This is a genomic window from Pseudomonas syringae KCTC 12500, assembly GCF_000507185.2.
GTDB lineage: Bacteria > Pseudomonadota > Gammaproteobacteria > Pseudomonadales > Pseudomonadaceae > Aquipseudomonas > Aquipseudomonas syringae.
On the sequence record NZ_AYTM02000002.1, the window covers coordinates 1,008,542 to 1,026,528 of the forward strand.

The window sequence follows — 17,987 nt, forward strand, 5'->3', positions numbered from 1 at the left end:
GAATAAAGCCTGATCACGGCTTGCGAAACAGTTCACGACTGACTAAAGGGCGACCGCCCAAGTGAACCGCCAGCGCCTGACGCATCAGGCGCTTGGCAGCGGACAATGCGCCGGGGACGCTCCAGTCCGCTTCGGACATGGCCAGTAATTCCGCGCCCTGAAACAGACCGGGCTGAAGCAAGTACACACGCTCGAGCCCGGCATCGACCTGCAGACGATACATGCCATCAATGGCCAGCGGTTCGCCGTTGATGTCGGCGTCCATCGCGAAGCCATAGCCCAAGTCATCCAGCAACCGCCATTCGAACGAACGCAGCAACGGCTCCAGTGGACGCCCCAGAGAAAGGGCCAGCAGCGTGGCAGCGTAATGTTCGAACACGGCAGGATGAGGGTCTTCGGCAGGCAACAGGCGAATCAGCAGCTCGTTGAGGTACATGCCGCTGAACAGCGCTTCGCCGGTCATCCAGGTAGCGACGCCGGCGCTTTCCATGCGACCGACATTCTTCAGCTCGCCCCGCCCTCGAAACTCGACCTCGAGGGGCACGAACGGACGTGCCAGCGAACCGGCCTTGCCCTTGGCACTGCGCAGCACGGCACGCAGACGGCCCTGAGGCGTGAGGAAGTCGACCAGCGCGCTGTTTTCGCGATACGCACGGCTGTGGAGCACATAAGCAGGTTGGCCGGTAGGCGTGCTCATCAGGCTGGCTCGAAAGGGAAGTGTTCGCCCGACCATAGCAAGGTCGGGCGAAAGGACAGCTTAGAGGTCGCCGTAGCCAAGGGAACGCAGTGCGCGCTCGTCATCGGACCAGCCACCTTTGACCTTGACCCACAGGTTGAGCATCACCTTGGAGTCGAACAGCAGTTCCATGTCACGACGCGCGTCACTGCCGATGCGCTTGATGCGATCGCCCTTGTCGCCAATGATGATCTTCTTCTGTCCGTCGCGCTCGACGAGGATCAGCGCATGGATATGCAGGGTGCGGCCCTGCTGCTTGAATTCTTCGATCTCGACGGTGATCTGATACGGAAGCTCGGCGCCCAACTGGCGCATGATCTTCTCGCGAACCAGTTCGGCAGCCAGAAAGCGGCTGCTGCGATCGGTGATCTGGTCTTCCGGGAAGAAGTGGTCGTTCTCGGGCAGGTGCGAGGCAATCAGGCTTTCCAGCGCTTCGAGGTTGTGGCCATGCTGCGCGGAGATCGGCACGATGGACGCATTCGGCAACTGGCCCTGCAGCCACTCCAGATGCGGCATCAGGTCGCTCTTGTCCTCGATGCGATCGGTCTTGTTGATCGCCAGGATGACCGGCCCCTGCACATACTGAACACGCTCCAGAACCATCTGGTCTTCGTCTGTCCAGCGGGTGCGATCGACGACGAAGATGACCACGTCGACGTCCTTCAGCGCCGCCGAAGCGGTCTTGTTCATGTAACGGTTGAGCGCTTTCTCGCCATTCTTGTGCATGCCGGGGGTATCGACATAGATCGCCTGCACGGCGCCCTCGGTCTTGATGCCCAGCATGTTGTGGCGCGTGGTCTGCGGCTTGCGCGAGGTGATCGCGAGCTTCTGACCGAGAATGTGGTTGAGCAGCGTGGACTTGCCTACGTTGGGACGGCCGACAATGGCAACATAGCCACAGCGTGTTGCGGTTGTATCATTCATGACCGTTCTCCACGCCCAGGGCGATGAGTGCTGCTGCGGCGGCTACCTGTTCGGCAATCCGGCGGCTGACACCCTGTCCTCGGCTTTTTTCATTCAATAGGTTGATCTCGCATTCGACGAAAAACGTCCGGCAATGCGGTTCGCCCTGGATATCCACCACCTCGTAACGCGGCAGTTCGCAGGCCCGCGACTGGAGAAATTCCTGCAGTCGGGTCTTGGGGTCCTTGTTGGTGTCCACCAGCGTCAGGCTGTCAAACTCGGTTGTCAGCCAGGCCAGGACGCGCTCGCGCGCCGCCTCCATGCCAGCATCCAGGTAAATCGCGCCGATCAGTGCCTCGAGCGCGTCGGCGAGAATCGACTCACGACGGAAACCACCGCTTTTCAACTCGCCCGAACCAAGGCGCAGATATTCGCCCAAGTCAAAACCACGGGCCAGCAACGCCAGAGTCTCGCCCTTCACCAGCCGCGCCCGCAAGCGGGACAACTGGCCTTCGCGAGCCTGGGGGAAACGCTCGAACAGCGCCTCGCCAGCCACGAAGTTGAGAATGGCATCACCGAGAAACTCCAGACGCTCATTGTTGCGACCGGCAAAACTGCGATGGGTCAGGGCCAGGACCATCAGTTCCTGATCCTTGAAGGTGTAGCCGAGCTGACGCTCAAGGCGGCTCAAGGATACGCTCACGGTTTACCCACACTGAATTGCTTGTCGAACTTCAACACCAGATCGATGTTCTGGAACCACGGTTCACGCTGCTCATAGTTCAAATGAGCCTGGAACGCATTGTTCTCCACCGTCACTTTCAACGCCTTGTTCAAATCTATATCCCGAATGCTGTTGACCTGCATGTTCTTACCGACATAACCGTAAAAATCGTCGACCGTGGTGATGTCCAGGGTCTTGTTGGTGTCGACCGCTTCGATGATTTTCTTCATCGTCATGTAGTCGAGGTAGTGCGGGACCAGCTTGAAGGCCGTGCTCGTCGCAAACGCGACCAGCGCCAGCACTAACAGCCAGCCCACGAAAGAAAAGCCTTTTTGAGAAGTAGAGAACGTCATGTTCGACTTCGACCTCAAGAGTGCAACGCCTCCTGACCGGGTCGACTCATGCTTCAGAGGCGTTTCCAGTCAGCCCAAATGACATACGGCGCTGCTCAGGCAGCGCCGCATCGATTACTTGATCAGCCCTACGCGCGCAAAATTGGGGAAGTGGCTCAGTTTCGGCTCGGGCCAGCTCATCCACACCGCGAACGCCTTGCCTACGATGTTCTTGTCCGGGACCATGCCCAGCTCGTCCTTGGGAATGTTGGGATCATCCCAGTAACGGCTGTCGTTGGAGTTGTCACGGTTGTCGCCCATCATGAAGTAGTGCGCGGCAGGCACTGTCCATTCACTGTCAGGCGGCGCGCGGTAGCGGCTCATTTCCTGACGGATCTGATGTTCGACTTCGCCCAGCTGCTCTTCATAGAGTTCCGCGCTGCCCAGTGTACCGGGCTCGGTGCCGATCAGCTTCTTGGCGACCAGCTCGCCATTGATGAACAGCCGCTTGTCGCTGGTGTAGCGGATACGATCACCCGGCAGACCGACGACGCGCTTGATGTAATTGACGCTCGGGTCGCTCGGATAACGGAACACCATCACGTCGCCACGCTGCGGATCACCGATCTGAATCACCTTCTGGTCCAGTACCGGCAGGCGAATGCCGTACGCGAACTTGTTGACCAGAATGAAATCACCCACATCCAGTGTCGGCTTCATGGAGCCCGAAGGAATCTGGAACGGCTCGACCAGAAACGAACGAAGCACCAGCACGATGAACAACACCGGGAAGAACGATTTGCCGTACTCGACCAGCAAAGGCTCTTTGTTCAAGCGCTCCACGACAGCAATGTCAGGTTCGCCCACGCTGCCCTGATAGTTGGAAATGGCAGCCCGGCGACGAGGCGCCAGGATGACCAGATCAATCAGTGCAAGCACGCCACAGACGAAGACAGCGATGACCAACAACAGCGGGAAATTTAGTGACATAGGACCTGACTATTCCAACCTGAGCACTGCAAGGAAGGCTTCCTGTGGAATTTCCACGTTGCCGACCTGCTTCATGCGTTTCTTACCGGCCTTTTGCTTCTCCAGCAATTTACGCTTGCGGCTGACGTCGCCGCCGTAGCATTTGGCCAATACGTTCTTTCTAAGCGCCTTGACGGTTGTCCGGGCCACAATCTGACCGCCGATAGCCGCCTGAATTGCCACGTCGAACATCTGTCGAGGGATCAGCTCTTTCATCTTCTCGGTCAACGCACGCCCTTTGTAGTGTGCATTGTCGCGATGAACGATCAGGGCCAGGGCGTCGACCTTCTCGGCGTTGATCAGAACGTCGAGCTTGACCAGATTGGCCGACTGGTAACGATCAAAATGATAATCCAGCGAAGCATAACCGCGGCTGACAGACTTGAGACGATCGAAGAAGTCGAGAACCACTTCGTTCATCGGCAAATCGTAGCTCACCTGAACCTGCGTGCCGAGGAACAGCATGTCGTGCTGTACGCCACGTTTTTCGATGCACAACGTAATGACGTTGCCCAGGTGCTCCTGCGGCACAAGAATATTTGCGCGAACGATGGGCTCGCGCATGTCTTCAATGGCCGACAGGTCAGGCAGCTTGGAAGGGTTATCGACGTAAATCGTTTCGCCGGTCTTCAGCAACAGCTCGAAGATTACGGTTGGCGCGGTGGTGATCAGGTCGAGATTGTACTCACGCTCCAGGCGTTCCTGGATGATCTCCATGTGCAGCATGCCGAGGAAGCCACAGCGGAAGCCGAAGCCCAGCGCGTCGGAGCTCTCGGGCAGGTATTGCAGTGAAGAGTCGTTAAGCGTCAGCTTTTGCAGCGCTTCACGGAAGTCTTCGAAGTCGTCCGAGCTGACCGGGAACAGGCCTGCGTAGACTTGTGGCTGAATACGCTTGAAGCCGGGCAGTACGTCGACGTCGGGAGTGGTGCTCAGGGTCAGGGTGTCACCGACCGGCGCACCGTGAATGTCCTTGATGCCGGCGATGATGAAGCCTACTTCGCCCGCTTTCAGATCGACGGTCGCCGAGTGCTTGGGGTTGAACACGCCCACGCTGTCGACCAGATGCAGCTTGCCGGTCGACTTGACGAGAATCTTGTCGCCCTTCTTGACGCGGCCGTGGCGCACACGCACCAGAGACACGACGCCCAGGTAGTTGTCGAACCAGGAGTCGATGATCAACGCCTGCAGCGGATCTTCGATATTGCCGGTCGGTGCAGGAATGGTTGCGACCAAGCGCTCGAGGACCTCGTCAACGCCCATGCCGCTCTTGGCGCTGCACGCCACGGCATCGGTGGCGTCGATACCGATGATCTTCTCGATCTCTTCCTTGACGCGGTCCGGATCGGCCTGTGGCAAGTCCATCTTGTTCAGTACCGGCATGACCTCAAGGCCCTGCTCGATGGCGGTGTAGCAGTTGGCGACCGATTGCGCCTCGACGCCCTGCCCTGCATCGACCACCAGCAACGCACCTTCGCACGCGGCCAGAGAACGGCTGACTTCGTAGGTGAAGTCGACGTGCCCCGGGGTGTCAATGAAGTTCAGCTGGTAGGTGATACCGTCTTTGGCCTTGTAATACAGGGTAACGCTATGGGCCTTGATGGTGATCCCGCGCTCGCGCTCAAGATCCATGGAGTCGAGCACCTGCGCTTCCATTTCGCGCTCGGTCAGGCCGCCGCACATTTGAATGAAGCGGTCGGCCAGCGTCGACTTGCCATGGTCAATGTGGGCGATGATGGAGAAATTGCGGATATGACTCAAATCACTCACGGATCAACACTCAAAAAGGTTGCAGGCAGATTGCCCGCCGAAAAATAGCCGGGAATTGTACCTGAACTAAGCAAGAGGCGTCACGCTTACAGGCACCCGGATCGGCGCACGGTAAACAAACGGGCACAAAAAAGGGTGGCCATGGCCACCCTTTCCGCTTAAACCGACCGGTTACTCGGACAGTTTGAAGGTGATGAACGTCGCACGACCCTGACGCAGAACACGCATCGAGACAGAGCGATCCTTGGGCAGGCTTTTCGCCACCTCGGTGAACTGCTTGCTGGACGTGATCGCCTGATTGTTCAGGTGAGTGATCACATCACCCGCCTGCAGGCCGATCAGCGAAGCCGGGCCGCCTGTGACTTCCTTGATGGCAACGCCACCTTTGAGGTCCAGGGACTTCTTCTGCTCCGCGGTCAGCTCGATCACCGATACACCCAGACGATTACTGCTGCGCTCGGCTCCCGTACCGCCAACATCGCCCATCTCCTGACCTTCATCAGGCAGTGCGCCGACGGTGACCGTCAGCTTCTGACGCTTGCCGTCGCGAATCACTTCAAGTTCGGCCTTGCTGCCGTCCTTGAGGTTGCCGATCAGGTGCGGCAGGTCAGCCGACATGACGATTGGCTGGCCGTTGGCGCTCAGAATCACGTCACCCACCTGCACACCGCCCTTGGCAGCCGGGCCATCTTCAAGCACCTGCGCAACCAGCGCGCCGGCAGGCTTGTCCAGACCAAACGACTCGGCGAGGTCCTTGTTCACTTCCTGGATGACTACACCCAGCCAGCCGCGGCTGACTTTGCCATTGGCCTTGAGCTGGTTCGCGACATCCATGGCGACGTCGATCGGAATCGCGAACGACAGCCCCATGAAACCACCGGAGCGGGTGAAGATCTGCGAGTTGATCCCGACGACTTCGCCAGCCATGTTGAACAGCGGGCCACCGGAGTTACCCGGGTTGATGGCCACGTCGGTCTGAATGAACGGCACATAGGTATCGTTAGGCAGACTGCGCCCCTTGGCACTGACGATACCCTTGGTCACGGAGTGATCGAAGCCGAACGGCGAGCCGATCGCCAGAACCCATTCGCCGACCTTGAGCGTATTGGAATTGCCCAGTTTGGCGGTCGGCAGGTCCTTGCCCTCAATTTTCAGCACGGCAACGTCGGTACGCGGATCGGTACCGACCAGCTTGGCCTTCAACTCGCTGCGATCGGACAGGCGTACGAGAATCTCGTCAGCACCATCGATTACGTGATTGTTGGTCAGAACGTAGCCGTCAGGGGAGATGATGAAGCCCGACCCAAGGGACTGAGCCTCACGCTGGCGATCACCCTTGCCTGCACCCGAGCCTGGCGGACGCGAACCCGGCGGCATGCTGCGCTCTAAAAACTCGCGAAGCATCGGCGGCAGCCCTTCCAGATCAGGCATCTGCTGATTGGCGACGGCACGGTCCGGCAATTTCTGACGCGTACTGATATTCACCACTGCGGGCGATGCCTGCTCGACCAGTCCGGTGAAGTCCGGCAGGTTTTCGGCCTGAGCCGTAGCCACCTGACCGAGCATCAGCACAGCGGCAATCAATGAAAAGTAGGATTTCATGCGTGGTATCGACATATGGCTCCCGTTTGTAACGAGGAAAAAATTAAGCAGTCCGAAGCAACCGACTCAAAGACCTCAAGCAGCGATGCTCATCTCTGGATCAGCCACATGACCTCTGGAAACGACAAAAGGCCAGAGCTGCGAGGCTGTGACCTATAGAAAAAAAACAGAGTTTTTGCAATCTGCAAACCTCACCAAACATTTCAGCGCCTTTGCTCAAGCCAGGTTGAGTGCGGCCTGGCGGCTTCTGTAACCCAGGATGAAAATTTTTACATCCCGGGAGCCGTGACTCCAAATGTTTATTTATTGGCTGAAGATTCGTCGTTACGCATCGACAATGCTATGCGCTCTGCAGTGCCCATCGGAACTTCTCCGACGACCGTCACCATCATGTCGCCCTGCGGCGTTGTCAGACGGCGGGATACGGCCACTGTCGGGCCTAGCTGAGTGCGAATATCCGAAGACGCGCCACCTTTAACCGTTTCGATGAACACCGAAAAACGCGCCAGACCGTCGCTGTACATGAGATGTGTCACCGGCGACTGCGTAGCGGGGTCTTTGCGTACACCGCTGCTGCTGACGTCAAAACCCGGCGGCAGCCAGTCAGAATGCCAGGCCACAGGGCTTATGGAAGCCTCAGGCTTGGACTTCACTACAGAAACAGGCTTGCAGTCAGCACTGGTCTTGAGCACCTGCTCGGACAGCACGCTAGCGGTATCGAGATCGGTAAACTGAAAACGCTCGAGCAACTGCCCCTTCTCACTCAACAGAAGCGACTTGAGCACAAGACCGGTTTCGTTATCCAGGTGCAGTTCGAGGCCGTATCGATGCTGGTCCTTGGGGGACAGCGCAACGATAGTCGCCTGACGACCGGCCACCCTGGATTTGCCGGCAATTTTCATGTCATACCAGGCGGACAGTCTTTTGACATCGAATGCGTGGGCAGAAGAGTCGGCCGGATTGGCTACACCCGCTTCGAGCGTGCCGCTGACGCACTGAGTAAGCCCGTCAACACGCAATACTTCCTGAGCAGAACCATCAAGCTGTAGCAAGCGCTCCTGAATATGGCCGTCCGCTATGCGGTGCCAGATCCGGTGGGTAGAAAAACTACCGTTGCGCTCGTATACGAAGGTGCCTTGATAGCTTTGCTGCTGATCAACCTTGGCAAGACGATTTATTGCGTCTTGCGCATCATCAGCCTGTACCGGGAGGGCAAGCCATCCACCAAGCAGTAGTGGCAGTAGAGGGACGGCTCGCATGATCCTCCTTAACGGTTTTCCAGACTCGCAGCACGTGCGTATGGCAACGCGCTTTCAGTGCCTTTCAACGCTGCTTCCTGGGCGTGCTGACGCAGATAGCCCGGCAGACGCTGGTCACCTTGACCACCGCCCTGCAGTACACCGTTGGCCATAGGACCAGGTGCTTGCTCGGCGCTTTCAGTGTAGCCAGCCAGTACGGCAGGGCCTTTCACTTGCGGAACAGTCAGATTGGCAGGCTGTTGAGTCTGCTGTGCCAACTGTGCACCGGCAATGTCGTCTTGGTTATACAGGCGGACACCAGCCAGAACGGCTACGGTAACCGACGCTGCAACGGCCAGACGACCCAGCGTACGCCAAGGACCGCGAGCTGCCTTGAGCGGGCTGACTTCATCGGCGATCGCGGCAGATACAGCAGCCGAAATATCCAGATGAGGGACCAGCAACTCTTTGTGCATTGCTGCACGAGCAACTTGGTAACGCGACCAGGTGGCGCGGGTATCGGCATCGTCAAAGGCATTCAATACCCGACGTAATTCCAGTTCGTCCGCTTCATTATCAAGTACCGCGGACAGCGATTCCTGCAGGGCTTCACGACTCATGGCGGGTTCCTCTCTTGGGCTATCGCCGCTGTCTCAGGATTCCTGCAACAACGGCTGCAGGGCTTTATCGATGGCTTCCCGAGCGCGGAAGATCCGAGAGCGCACGGTACCAACTGGACACTGCATGACGCTCGCAATGTCTTCATAACTCAGACCATCGAATTCACGTAAAGTTAGTGCCGTACGTAAATCTTCCGGGAGAAGCTGGATGGTCCGATGGACGGTGCCCTCGATCTCATCCCTCAACAATGCACGCTCCGGCGACTCTATGTCCTTGAGGCCGTGGTCGCCGTCGTAGAACTCCGCGTCTTCAGACCTTACATCGCTATCCGGTGGTCGCCGACCTCGCGAAACCAGATAGTTCTTCGCCGTGTTAATGGCGATGCGGTACAGCCAGGTGTAGAAAGCACTGTCACCGCGAAAATTTCCGAGAGCACGATAAGCCTTGATAAAGGCTTCCTGTGCAACGTCTTGAGCCTCATGGGTGTCGTGCACGAATCGCACGATCAACCCTAGAATTTTGTGCTGATACTTCAGCACCAACAGATCAAATGCTCGCGTATCGCCACGCTGTACGCGCTCGACAAGCTGCTGATCCTCTTCCTGGGTTAGCATGAACACTCCTCGTTAAGCATGAAGGAGTGTTGCAACTGATAGTGTTCAGGCTTGCAAACATAGACTCGGGCTTTTCGCAAAAGTTCTCCCCCTTCAAGCAAGTTTCCTGCAAGCCATCATAAAGCGTGCACGAAAAACGCAGCTCGACACGGTCGGCTGCGCGAATAGTCTTGTCGCCAGTTTCGCAGTTGATGATCACTTATCTAACCCTGCGAAATAGACGCTGTTCCTGTGTAGGCAACCTGCTATTGAGCATGGTTCTTTACAAAAAGTTCCATTGACACAATTGCCGGCGTGAGACTCAAACTGCTTAAAGTTCCCTTGAATCAACGCACTGGAGCATTTCCAGCGACCGAACAAAAGGAAAACAATAGGCATGCCGTCCGGGACTGGAGCACAATCCAGACCCGCCGTGGTCTCACATTGCCATGTAGGCGAGGCTATTGTGCCGTTACCCCAATACTTATACTAGTGGTCGCCAAGGGCAGAATTCGCAGATGAGTCAACATTTTCAGCATGACGTACTGGTAATCGGCAGCGGCGCTGCCGGGTTGAGCCTGGCACTGACCCTGCCCGACCACCTGCGGATTGCGGTCCTGAGCAAGGGTGACCTCGCCAACGGCTCGACCTTCTGGGCGCAGGGCGGTGTTGCGGCAGTGCTGGATGACACCGACACCGTGCAATCTCATGTTGAGGACACGCTGAACGCAGGCGGCGGCCTTTGCAACGAAGACGCTGTGCGCTTCACCGTCGAACACAGCCGCGAGGCGATTCAATGGCTGATCGATCAAGGCGTGCCTTTTACCCGCGGCGATGACGCAGGCACCGACGAAAGCGGATTTGAATTTCACCTGACGCGTGAAGGCGGCCACAGCCACCGGCGGATCATTCATGCTGCAGATGCCACGGGTGCAGCCATTTTTCGCACCCTGCTGGAACAGGCAATCAAGCGACCCAATATCGAATTGCTCGAACAGCGCGCTGCCATCGACCTGATCACCGAACGCCGTCTCGGCCTGGAAGGCAAGCGCTGCCTCGGCGCCTACGTGCTCAATCGCCACAGTGGCGAAGTAGATACTTACAGCGCGCGCTTCACAATCCTGGCGTCGGGCGGCGCCGCCAAGGTTTACCTCTACACCAGCAACCCTGACGGTGCCTGTGGCGACGGCATCGCCATGGCCTGGCGTTCCGGCTGCCGGGTAGCGAACCTTGAGTTCAACCAGTTTCACCCCACTTGCCTGTACCACCCGCAGGCCAAGAGCTTTCTGATCACCGAGGCACTGCGCGGTGAAGGGGCGTACCTCAAGCTGCCTAACGGTGAGCGGTTCATGCAACGCTTCGATGAGCGGGCAGAACTGGCGCCGCGCGATATCGTTGCCCGCGCGATAGACCATGAGATGAAGCGGCTGGGCATCGACTGCGTGTATCTGGACATCAGCCACAAACCCGAAGCCTTCATCAAGACGCACTTCCCAACCGTCTATGAACGCTGCCTGGAATTTTCCATCGACATCACTCGCGAACCGATCCCCGTAGTCCCCGCTGCGCATTACACCTGTGGTGGCGTGATGGTGGACAGCAAGGGGCATACCGATGTGCCGGGCCTTTACGCCATCGGCGAAACCAGCTTCACAGGCCTGCATGGCGCCAACCGCATGGCCAGCAACTCGCTGCTGGAGTGCTTCGTCTATGCCCGATCGGCCGCCGCAGACATCGAGAAGCAACTGGCTGACGTGCAGATGCCCGCCGACCTTCCGGCCTGGGACGCCAGCCAGGTCACTGACTCGGATGAAGACGTGATCATCGCGCACAACTGGGACGAGCTGAGACGGTTCATGTGGGACTACGTCGGCATTGTGCGCACCAATAAACGCCTGCAGCGCGCTCAGCACCGCGTACGCCTGCTGCTGGATGAGATTGACGAGTTTTACAGCAACTACCGAGTAAGCAGAGACCTGATCGAACTGAGGAACCTTGCTCTGGTAGCGGAACTGATGATCAGGTCTGCCATAGAACGCAAGGAATCTCGGGGCCTGCACTACACGCTGGACTATCCAGAGATGCTGCCAGAGGCTAAGGATACGATCCTTACACCGACTTTTTGAGGCACGTTTGAGGGCCTAAGCGTAGCACCTAAGGCCTCGTTTTGTAACAGCTTTGGACCATATTTGTCCCAGCCCTGGGGTCCTTACCGCTCCCGTGCGGCTCTGAGCTAACGACCTGCGCGAGGGCCTACGGGGGTAACCGCTGGGTCTGTCTATGAGAGGTGGTCATTCAGATTTTTTTATCAGATTTTCATTGAGGGACCTTGAGTTTCCCATACAGCCAGAAGGCCACATGAACAGCTACGCAGACCCAGTAGGCAGCCTGTAGCGTGTCCATGAGGTTCTCCTTGAGGTTACTTGGCGATTCGGCCCCAACGGTCGGTCTTGTCCTGAGCTTTATTGACAGCATTGTTCATGCTCTCAGCCTTGTGCTTGAGCCACTCATTGAGGCCCTTATGGGTGATCTTGAACAGGTGGCCGCCATTATTGGATACGACCAGATTGGACGGTTTGAGGGGCTTGATGAAACCAGCTTGCTCGTACTTGGGATTAAGCTGTGTGTGCCCTTGGGTTGTCTTACGGGCGTTCCCCGTGTCGATCAGCAGGGCTAAAAGTTTATCGGGATGGGCGATTTCAGCGAGGCGGCAGGCTTCACGCCAGCTATAACCAACTGTACGACCCTTACGGACATGCTCATCGAAGGCAGGGGCCATTGCATTGACTCGGCTCTGTAGATCCTTAAGGGTCTCGGTGATGGCCTGAGCAGCAAAGGCTGGGTTAGCGACTTGCTCCAGTTCAATCCAGCGCCCCACCACGTTGTAGCGAAGACCAGTGTCATAGCCAGTGATGAGGGTGAAGGTTAGGTGCTTGTCGAGGACCAGCATCGGCAGGTCTTTGTTCTGGTTGTTCTTATAGGTTGCCTCGGTGAAAGCCACGGAGGACTCCTCAGATCTGAGGGCACCTACTTGAGCAACAATCCCTCGGGCATCTCGGAGAACGTTGTCGTGACGCTTGCCAGTCAATTCAGCGATTTCAACGGTGGTCATGGTTACGATGTTATTCACGTTCATAGTGTCGATTTCCTTTTGGTAGTGCCCTTCAGGTCGCACCCACAGCCGAGCATCCAGACCCCGACAAAGGGACCCGGCATGGCATGAAAGGCACTATCAGAAAGACTGGATTGGTTGATTGCCCAGCGACGGGCAGGTGTAGCGGTGACCCTGCCGGTCCCTCTCGGGCCGGTCTTACGGGTCATCTTTCAAACTTTGTTAAGCAGCGGCAGTTACATTCACGGTGTAGGACGCCGAGAAACCACCATCAGCAGTCGTCACCTTGATTGTCGCCTTGCCCACTTTGAGACCCTTTACAGAACCTGTTGGGGATACCGTTGCGACTGAGGCATCGGATGTGGCCCATGTGATGCTCTGATTGGTGGCATTTGCAGGGGACACAGTGGCAACGTTTGAGTATGAAGCACCCACGGCGAGGTCCTTAGAGGCGCTCTTGAGGGATACACCCGACACCGGAGTGAACAGCCTCACGTTGGTGATCATCGGGAACGCTACAGTTTCAGTCTGAAGACCATCTTCGGTCAGCTTCACCTTGACCTTGCCGTTAGCCACGATGTCTACGGTTGTCATAATCTCAATGTCCCACGCCTGGGCATTGCCGTTGCGGGTCGCAAGGATTTTCCAAATGTCGCCCTCACGGTTCTCACGGTAGCTCAGAGAGGTGAACATCTTCGGTAGCAAGAACAGACCGTAGTCAGTACCGCTGTAAGGCTGCACAGACGCGCCAATAAGGTTCTCGATTTCACCCACACCAGCACGCTGGGCGGCACGCTCAAGTACAGCCACCATCGACACAGGCAGCAACACCACGAAGTCAGACAAAGAGGTGCCCACGGTCTGATTGATGTGCATCGTCAGGAGATCAATAAGATCTTCAGCAATTTCTACAGGCTTGCCCGTTGGCTTAACTTCAGAGAAAACCTCGGTACTTGCAGCGGTCGAAAGGATGCCAGCGATTTTACCCGCTGCGCTTAACTCAATGTCACGCAAGATCTTGTCAGCAGTTTGAGACATTGATGCTTCGGTAAAACCAGCAATCAAGTTGTGGTCGAGGATCGTCACGCGATGACTAATAACCAGAGCTGAATCGGTAGGTTCCGTAAAGATGATCGACCCGGCCAATACTTCGCCCTTGCTAATGGTTTGGTTATCCCAGTTCTTGCGAGGGTCGAACTTAACGGAGCGATCAGCCATAGTGATAACTTGTTGACCGGTAGCCTCAGAGCCCGCAGGACGGAACTCGCAAGGGGTTCTCTCCATAGCAGCCTCGCGCCACTCATCGCCATTCAAGAAGTCCTCAGCGAGTTCCACAAGGGCTTCCACATAGGCCGATGGATCGGTGCTTGCGAGTGTCTCTGCTCGTACATCGGAAGTGCTGAAGTGGATTGATGCATTGTTATCGTCAATGGCGCTGATGTTCCATTTAACGGTGTCTACATGCGGTGCTACGTACTGATTAGGTTTCATAGAATTTTCTCCTGAATTAGATAGTTGGGTTCGGTCTTGGCTTACCAGCCGGAGTTACCACGGGATGCCGCACGGACACGGGCACCCTGATCACGAATGGCAGCGGCGCGGGCTTCCTTGTCAGCTTTGGCCTGAGCCAGTTCACGAGGCGTCCACTCACGGCAGCGCTCGGCATGGGCATCGGCTTCGCGTTGTTGACGCGCTCGCTCAGATGCCTTTGCGGCTTTGTCTCCGTGGTACTCGCGGGCAACATCAGGAATCGCTTTGAGCGAAAGACCGGCCTCATCAAACACTTGGACGATCTCGAATTGGCGACTCTTAACGGTGCCACATTGAGCAACCAGCATGGGCAGCATGATGTTCTCTACGTACTCACGGTTCAGAACTTGCCCCGACACAGTGACTTCGTTCTTCAGGACTTTGGTGATTGTGATTTTCATTTGTTTGGATCTCCTATGAGTTGATCCATTAGTCAGCCTTAGCGCCATTGAGGCACACGACCAGACGGCCAAGGAGAGAAGACCACGAAGCCTCAACTAAGGCTGACTAATAGATTCTGGGGTTTGGGTTATTGCAGATGATCTAACAGGAAATGGCGGAACCTGAGAGGGCATCTTTATGGACAACCGTGGCGACGGTCGCTGTAGCTGGGATAGAGAATATTTTTATTGGATTCGGTGTCTGTCCCAATAGTGAGGGGTTTTAAACGACACCTTGACTGATACTTCAAAGCCTGATCGAAATTGGCTCTTTACCGACCATTGGGATTCTCAAAGGCGTCTTTGCGAGCGCCTGTAGATTGAGTCCAGCCGAGACCAGTTCAATGATCCTTTCGCCAGTCTTGTAAGAGCCCTTTAAGGATGCTTCACGAACCAGAGCATCGATATCAAAGGAGACCATTCCGTTTTCATAGCTTCTGAAGTTTGCTCTATGATCGGTGAGTAGATTCTTTACAATGATCAATTGACCCCTTGAGGCTGGTGGGAAGACCCGAGACAAAGCAATCAGGTCATGTTCTTTAAGCAATTCGTTTGCTGGATAGGTGTTCATGTGAGTCCTCCTTAAAGATTTCTTGAGAGATAAATGAAAAGAAGGGGTTTTAATTATTAATTACCCCTCCTCATCAGAACTGGTCGATCAGGTGTCGATAAGCTGGAAGGGATCTTTAAGATGGAAGGTGCCCTAATAGTTTTCTTTCTATTATCCGTCGCTATCTCTAAGAAGCCCGGAATAGAGCTTCCACGTCGATCTCTGCCTTGATTCTTGGGTGCCTCTCCACGTAAGAAGCGATCCCATGAGCAGCATGTCGAGCAGCCTTGGCGATACGCTGGGCAGTTCGCAAAGTCATCTCATCGGTCTTGCAGGCTTCCGCTGTGATCTCCGAAAGGAACAACGCATTAATAACCGCTCGGCGCTTGACGTTGATCTTTCCGTTGGTGACCCCGGCACTGGTGATGATCGACCCAGTAACAATGTCGTCTACCCACGGCAACGGATCGGGAATCGCAAGGAGATGCATATAGGCAGCGGCTGAGTTCGGGTAAGCGGTCCTTGGGCGTCCTCGGGTTGCCTTGCGAGAATCACTTGGGTTGGCTTGGGTGCTGGTGGTCAGAGCTGGGAGATTTGTGAGAGCCGTGTGGGTGTCCTTGGAGAGAGCTGGGTCGGCTCGGCGCTCGGCAGCCCACGCCTGGAACTCTTCCTCGGGATTCTTGGGCATTGTCATCTCATTGTGGTTGATGACTTCGCCCGTGTCTGGATCAACGTGGAAGATGGTTTTGGCTTCGAAGCCGAGGTGGCGGTGATACTTGGAACGCATGGAATGGTCCTCCTGTTGTTGGTCGCAACAGTGAGGGTTTTTAACGACAGCGGACTTTCGACCAGCAAATACGGGACTTCAGGGAATCTCCAGGTTTCCCACAAGCACGTTCCTACGCTCACGGAGTAAGGCTAAGCCTCAGCGAGTCGCATGGATTTCACGTAGGAACGCACTACAAACGCCGTAGGCTCATAACCTCTGACTGGAGACCTGAGAGGGACTCAATGATGGCCCCTTGAGATTGAGCGGAATGGCAAAAACCCATTTCCCCCATGTGCTGTACTTCCTCCAGTTCGTGCCACCGTTTGATCACGGCCATACGCATCTTGGCGCTGTAGCCAGTGAGGAGACATTCGGTGTGGTGCCGGTCGAGCAGATACTCGGTCTGCTGACGGTTCATGCTGTCCAAAAAGATGCGTCCAGTTTTGGACACATCTTCCTGTAGCTCACTGAACATCCTCTCAATATCTCGCTTCACATGCTGTGGCTGCTTGCCGGTCAACTCAGCAATCTCCCTGCTGCTCATGGTCATCGACTGGTTAGGACTACTCAGATTTGAGCAGTCGTCCAGTGGCTTATAGCAGGGCTGTGTTTAACGCCTCAGCCATCCTTGCGACCTGTACCCCACTACCAGCCCCGTACAGGTCGTAGCTAATCGAACCTGAGGCGTGCCCTAAGATTGCCTCAGCGGTCCCCACAGGCACCTCAGCGGCTTTCAAAGCGCCCGCCAGCGAATGACGCAACGAATGGAAGGTCTGGGTCCTATCAGCCTTCAGGTCCAAGACGCCCCTGAGCATGCCATTGAGAACCCCAGAGAACTGACCAGTGCCCAGCGTAAACAACCGAGAGTCAGCCTTATCGACAAACTCAAGGAACGCCTGAAGATCAAACCCATAGGCTCCATCGGTCAACGGGATAATCCTCAAAGCGTTCTTGGTCTTGGCTGTCTTGCCATCATCCCTATTGATGTCGATCACCCAGACACCAGCGACCTGTTTAATGTCAGCCTTGGTCAACTGCCTGAGTTCTTCAATTCGGGCCCCTGTGATGGCCCCAAGAGACAATGCCCAGCGCTGCCAAGAGCCCACAGGAAGCTCCTTAGCGTGGGCCATAAGGGCCTTTACCTGATCCTGAAAGAACGCCTCACGGGAGCTATCAGCCCCCTTGGTCGGCTTCAAACCATCGGTGAGAGCCTTGACGAGATAGTCATTATTCACTCCCCAATCCATGACCGTAGAGAGTCGGGTCAGGATTTTCCTCACAGTGGACGGCTTACGATCCTCAAGAAGCTTTGCCCTAAGGTTCTTCATATCTTCCCGAGTGTGGGCCTTTAAGTCCAGCTCCCCAAGGATGGCGCCAATGGCCTCACAGGTAGACTTCACGTCCCTCATGGTGCTGGCTTGAACATTATCCTTGAGTTCGTCCATGTAGAGCCCTGAGAGCCCCTTGAAGGTCAATGGCTTGGATGCTTCAGAAGGTAATACAGATAGGGACGGAGATAGGGCTACAGACGTGCTACAAACCTCAGCCTTCAGGTCCCTAACGATCCCTACCAGCTTTCCCGGCTTCCCCTTCAAGCGCTCTTGAGCGGCCTCGACGATATCCAGTGCCTTACCAACTGCGCGTTGCTGGTTGACGCTCAAAGGCATCTTGGCGCTCGCCTCACGGAGAGCCTCATGGTGCTCATCGTTGATCATCTCGTAGGCGACCAGCGAGCTATCGCCATGGGCCATTGTCAGGCAGGACTCAGCGATGTCTATGAGGCGCTCACGGAGTTCGTCCCAAGTGGCCTCAGAGTTATCGAAGTGGTACGCCTTGAGGGTCGTGAGGATGTCCTTGGAGATGGTCATAGCGGTGGCCTTATCGGTGGTCCTGAGCGATAGCGTGAAGAAGCCCTTAGCGGTGCCTTGAGGGCGAAGGCGAAGGTAATAGCGACCAGACCGGCGATAGTGGTAAGGCTTGGCGAGGGCAGTTTGTAACAGGTTTGTCCCAGTTTGGGAGTGCTGGTTGATGGTCATCGGCT

At 56.2% G+C, this 17,987-nt stretch carries 18 protein-coding genes; 1 reads left to right on the top strand and 17 read right to left on the bottom strand.

Annotation, left to right across the window (positions count from 1 at the left end; genetic code table 11):
- Window positions 1-13: 13 nt before the first annotated feature.
- The 10 genes from recO to rpoE form a co-directional block, all read right to left on the bottom strand.
- A complete protein-coding gene (gene recO / locus V476_RS04950; RefSeq protein WP_003413003.1) occupies window positions 14-697 on the bottom strand; it encodes a DNA repair protein RecO in 684 nt (227 codons plus the stop codon).
- A gap of 60 nt (window positions 698-757) precedes the next feature.
- Window positions 758-1,660 carry a GTPase Era gene (gene era, locus V476_RS04955; protein ID WP_003363707.1) on the bottom strand — a complete coding sequence of 301 codons (903 nt, stop codon included), beginning with the start codon at window positions 1,658-1,660 and terminating at the stop codon, window positions 758-760.
- Complete coding sequence (rnc, locus tag V476_RS04960; protein WP_002554906.1) at window positions 1,653-2,342, bottom strand: ribonuclease III; 690 nt, start codon at window positions 2,340-2,342, stop codon at window positions 1,653-1,655. The genes era and rnc overlap by 8 nt, the downstream gene beginning before the upstream one ends.
- Complete coding sequence (locus V476_RS04965) at window positions 2,339-2,716, bottom strand: DUF4845 domain-containing protein (protein ID WP_003384196.1); 378 nt, start codon at window positions 2,714-2,716, stop codon at window positions 2,339-2,341. The genes rnc and V476_RS04965 overlap by 4 nt, the downstream gene beginning before the upstream one ends.
- 114 nt (window positions 2,717-2,830) lie before the next feature.
- The gene (gene lepB / locus V476_RS04970; protein WP_003363711.1) at window positions 2,831-3,685 is read right to left on the bottom strand and encodes a signal peptidase I; all 855 of its coding nucleotides are present in this window, start codon (window positions 3,683-3,685) and stop codon (window positions 2,831-2,833) included.
- A 9-nt stretch (window positions 3,686-3,694) separates the two neighbouring features.
- A complete protein-coding gene (gene lepA / locus V476_RS04975; RefSeq protein WP_003413009.1) occupies window positions 3,695-5,491 on the bottom strand; it encodes a translation elongation factor 4 in 1,797 nt (598 codons plus the stop codon).
- Window positions 5,492-5,662: 171 nt separating this feature from the next.
- Window positions 5,663-7,093 carry a DegQ family serine endoprotease gene (locus V476_RS04980; protein WP_223272533.1) on the bottom strand — a complete coding sequence of 477 codons (1,431 nt, stop codon included), beginning with the start codon at window positions 7,091-7,093 and terminating at the stop codon, window positions 5,663-5,665.
- Window positions 7,094-7,392: 299 nt separating this feature from the next.
- The gene (locus V476_RS04985; protein WP_024960432.1) at window positions 7,393-8,352 is read right to left on the bottom strand and encodes a MucB/RseB C-terminal domain-containing protein; all 960 of its coding nucleotides are present in this window, start codon (window positions 8,350-8,352) and stop codon (window positions 7,393-7,395) included.
- Window positions 8,353-8,360: 8 nt separating this feature from the next.
- Window positions 8,361-8,951 carry an anti sigma-E factor RseA C-terminal domain-containing protein gene (locus V476_RS04990; RefSeq protein ID WP_024960433.1) on the bottom strand — a complete coding sequence of 197 codons (591 nt, stop codon included), beginning with the start codon at window positions 8,949-8,951 and terminating at the stop codon, window positions 8,361-8,363.
- Window positions 8,952-8,984: 33 nt separating this feature from the next.
- Window positions 8,985-9,566, bottom strand: a complete 582-nt coding sequence (gene rpoE, locus V476_RS04995) for an RNA polymerase sigma factor RpoE/AlgU (protein ID WP_002554912.1) — start codon at window positions 9,564-9,566, stop codon at window positions 8,985-8,987.
- Window positions 9,567-10,063: 497 nt separating this feature from the next.
- On the opposite strand from rpoE, the gene nadB reads away from it, so the two are divergent.
- Complete coding sequence (gene nadB, locus V476_RS05000) at window positions 10,064-11,671, top strand: L-aspartate oxidase (protein ID WP_024960434.1); 1,608 nt, start codon at window positions 10,064-10,066, stop codon at window positions 11,669-11,671.
- 293 nt (window positions 11,672-11,964) lie between these two features.
- Here nadB and V476_RS05005 read toward each other — a convergent pair whose 3' ends face one another.
- The 7 genes from V476_RS05005 to V476_RS05035 all read right to left on the bottom strand — a co-directional run bounded on the left by V476_RS05005 (window position 11,965) and on the right by V476_RS05035 (window position 17,982).
- Window positions 11,965-12,681, bottom strand: coding sequence for a Rha family transcriptional regulator (locus V476_RS05005; RefSeq protein WP_024960435.1), 717 nt, complete (start codon window positions 12,679-12,681; stop codon window positions 11,965-11,967).
- Window positions 12,682-12,879: 198 nt separating this feature from the next.
- Window positions 12,880-14,148, bottom strand: a complete 1,269-nt coding sequence (locus tag V476_RS05010) for an Ig-like domain-containing protein (protein ID WP_032629358.1) — start codon at window positions 14,146-14,148, stop codon at window positions 12,880-12,882.
- Window positions 14,149-14,189: 41 nt separating this feature from the next.
- Window positions 14,190-14,588, bottom strand: a complete 399-nt coding sequence (locus tag V476_RS05015) for a hypothetical protein (RefSeq protein WP_024960436.1) — start codon at window positions 14,586-14,588, stop codon at window positions 14,190-14,192.
- Window positions 14,589-14,874: 286 nt separating this feature from the next.
- Window positions 14,875-15,198: a hypothetical protein gene (locus V476_RS05020; protein WP_024639465.1), complete on the bottom strand. Its 324-nt coding sequence runs from the start codon at window positions 15,196-15,198 to the stop codon at window positions 14,875-14,877.
- Window positions 15,199-15,364: 166 nt separating this feature from the next.
- Window positions 15,365-15,964: a hypothetical protein gene (locus V476_RS05025; RefSeq protein WP_024960437.1), complete on the bottom strand. Its 600-nt coding sequence runs from the start codon at window positions 15,962-15,964 to the stop codon at window positions 15,365-15,367.
- A gap of 172 nt (window positions 15,965-16,136) precedes the next feature.
- Entirely contained in the window at window positions 16,137-16,496 is a 360-nt protein-coding gene (locus V476_RS05030; protein ID WP_024960438.1) for a Rha family transcriptional regulator, read from the bottom strand.
- Between the two features lie 43 nt (window positions 16,497-16,539).
- Window positions 16,540-17,982 carry a tyrosine-type recombinase/integrase gene (locus V476_RS05035; protein ID WP_024960439.1) on the bottom strand — a complete coding sequence of 481 codons (1,443 nt, stop codon included), beginning with the start codon at window positions 17,980-17,982 and terminating at the stop codon, window positions 16,540-16,542.
- Between the last annotated feature and the right edge of the window lie 5 nt (window positions 17,983-17,987).

What these genes read in the sequence shown, in the direction of transcription:
- recO (WP_003413003.1), bottom strand. Translation starts at nt 697, where the DNA reads ATGAGCACGCCTACCGGCCAACCTGCTTATGTGCTCCACAGCCGTGCG.
- era (WP_003363707.1), bottom strand. Translation starts at nt 1,660, where the DNA reads ATGAATGATACAACCGCAACACGCTGTGGCTATGTTGCCATTGTCGGC.
- V476_RS04965 (WP_003384196.1), bottom strand. Translation starts at nt 2,716, where the DNA reads ATGACGTTCTCTACTTCTCAAAAAGGCTTTTCTTTCGTGGGCTGGCTG.
- lepB (WP_003363711.1), bottom strand. Translation starts at nt 3,685, where the DNA reads ATGTCACTAAATTTCCCGCTGTTGTTGGTCATCGCTGTCTTCGTCTGT.
- V476_RS04980 (WP_223272533.1), bottom strand. Translation starts at nt 7,093, where the DNA reads ATGAAATCCTACTTTTCATTGATTGCCGCTGTGCTGATGCTCGGTCAG.
- V476_RS04985 (WP_024960432.1), bottom strand. Translation starts at nt 8,352, where the DNA reads ATGCGAGCCGTCCCTCTACTGCCACTACTGCTTGGTGGATGGCTTGCC.
- V476_RS04990 (WP_024960433.1), bottom strand. Translation starts at nt 8,951, where the DNA reads ATGAGTCGTGAAGCCCTGCAGGAATCGCTGTCCGCGGTACTTGATAAT.
- rpoE (WP_002554912.1), bottom strand. Translation starts at nt 9,566, where the DNA reads ATGCTAACCCAGGAAGAGGATCAGCAGCTTGTCGAGCGCGTACAGCGT.
- nadB (WP_024960434.1), top strand. Translation starts at nt 10,064, where the DNA reads ATGAGTCAACATTTTCAGCATGACGTACTGGTAATCGGCAGCGGCGCT.
- V476_RS05005 (WP_024960435.1), bottom strand. Translation starts at nt 12,681, where the DNA reads ATGAACGTGAATAACATCGTAACCATGACCACCGTTGAAATCGCTGAA.
- V476_RS05010 (WP_032629358.1), bottom strand. Translation starts at nt 14,148, where the DNA reads ATGAAACCTAATCAGTACGTAGCACCGCATGTAGACACCGTTAAATGG.
- V476_RS05015 (WP_024960436.1), bottom strand. Translation starts at nt 14,588, where the DNA reads ATGAAAATCACAATCACCAAAGTCCTGAAGAACGAAGTCACTGTGTCG.
- V476_RS05020 (WP_024639465.1), bottom strand. Translation starts at nt 15,198, where the DNA reads ATGAACACCTATCCAGCAAACGAATTGCTTAAAGAACATGACCTGATT.
- V476_RS05025 (WP_024960437.1), bottom strand. Translation starts at nt 15,964, where the DNA reads ATGCGTTCCAAGTATCACCGCCACCTCGGCTTCGAAGCCAAAACCATC.
- V476_RS05030 (WP_024960438.1), bottom strand. Translation starts at nt 16,496, where the DNA reads ATGACCATGAGCAGCAGGGAGATTGCTGAGTTGACCGGCAAGCAGCCA.
- V476_RS05035 (WP_024960439.1), bottom strand. Translation starts at nt 17,982, where the DNA reads ATGACCATCAACCAGCACTCCCAAACTGGGACAAACCTGTTACAAACT.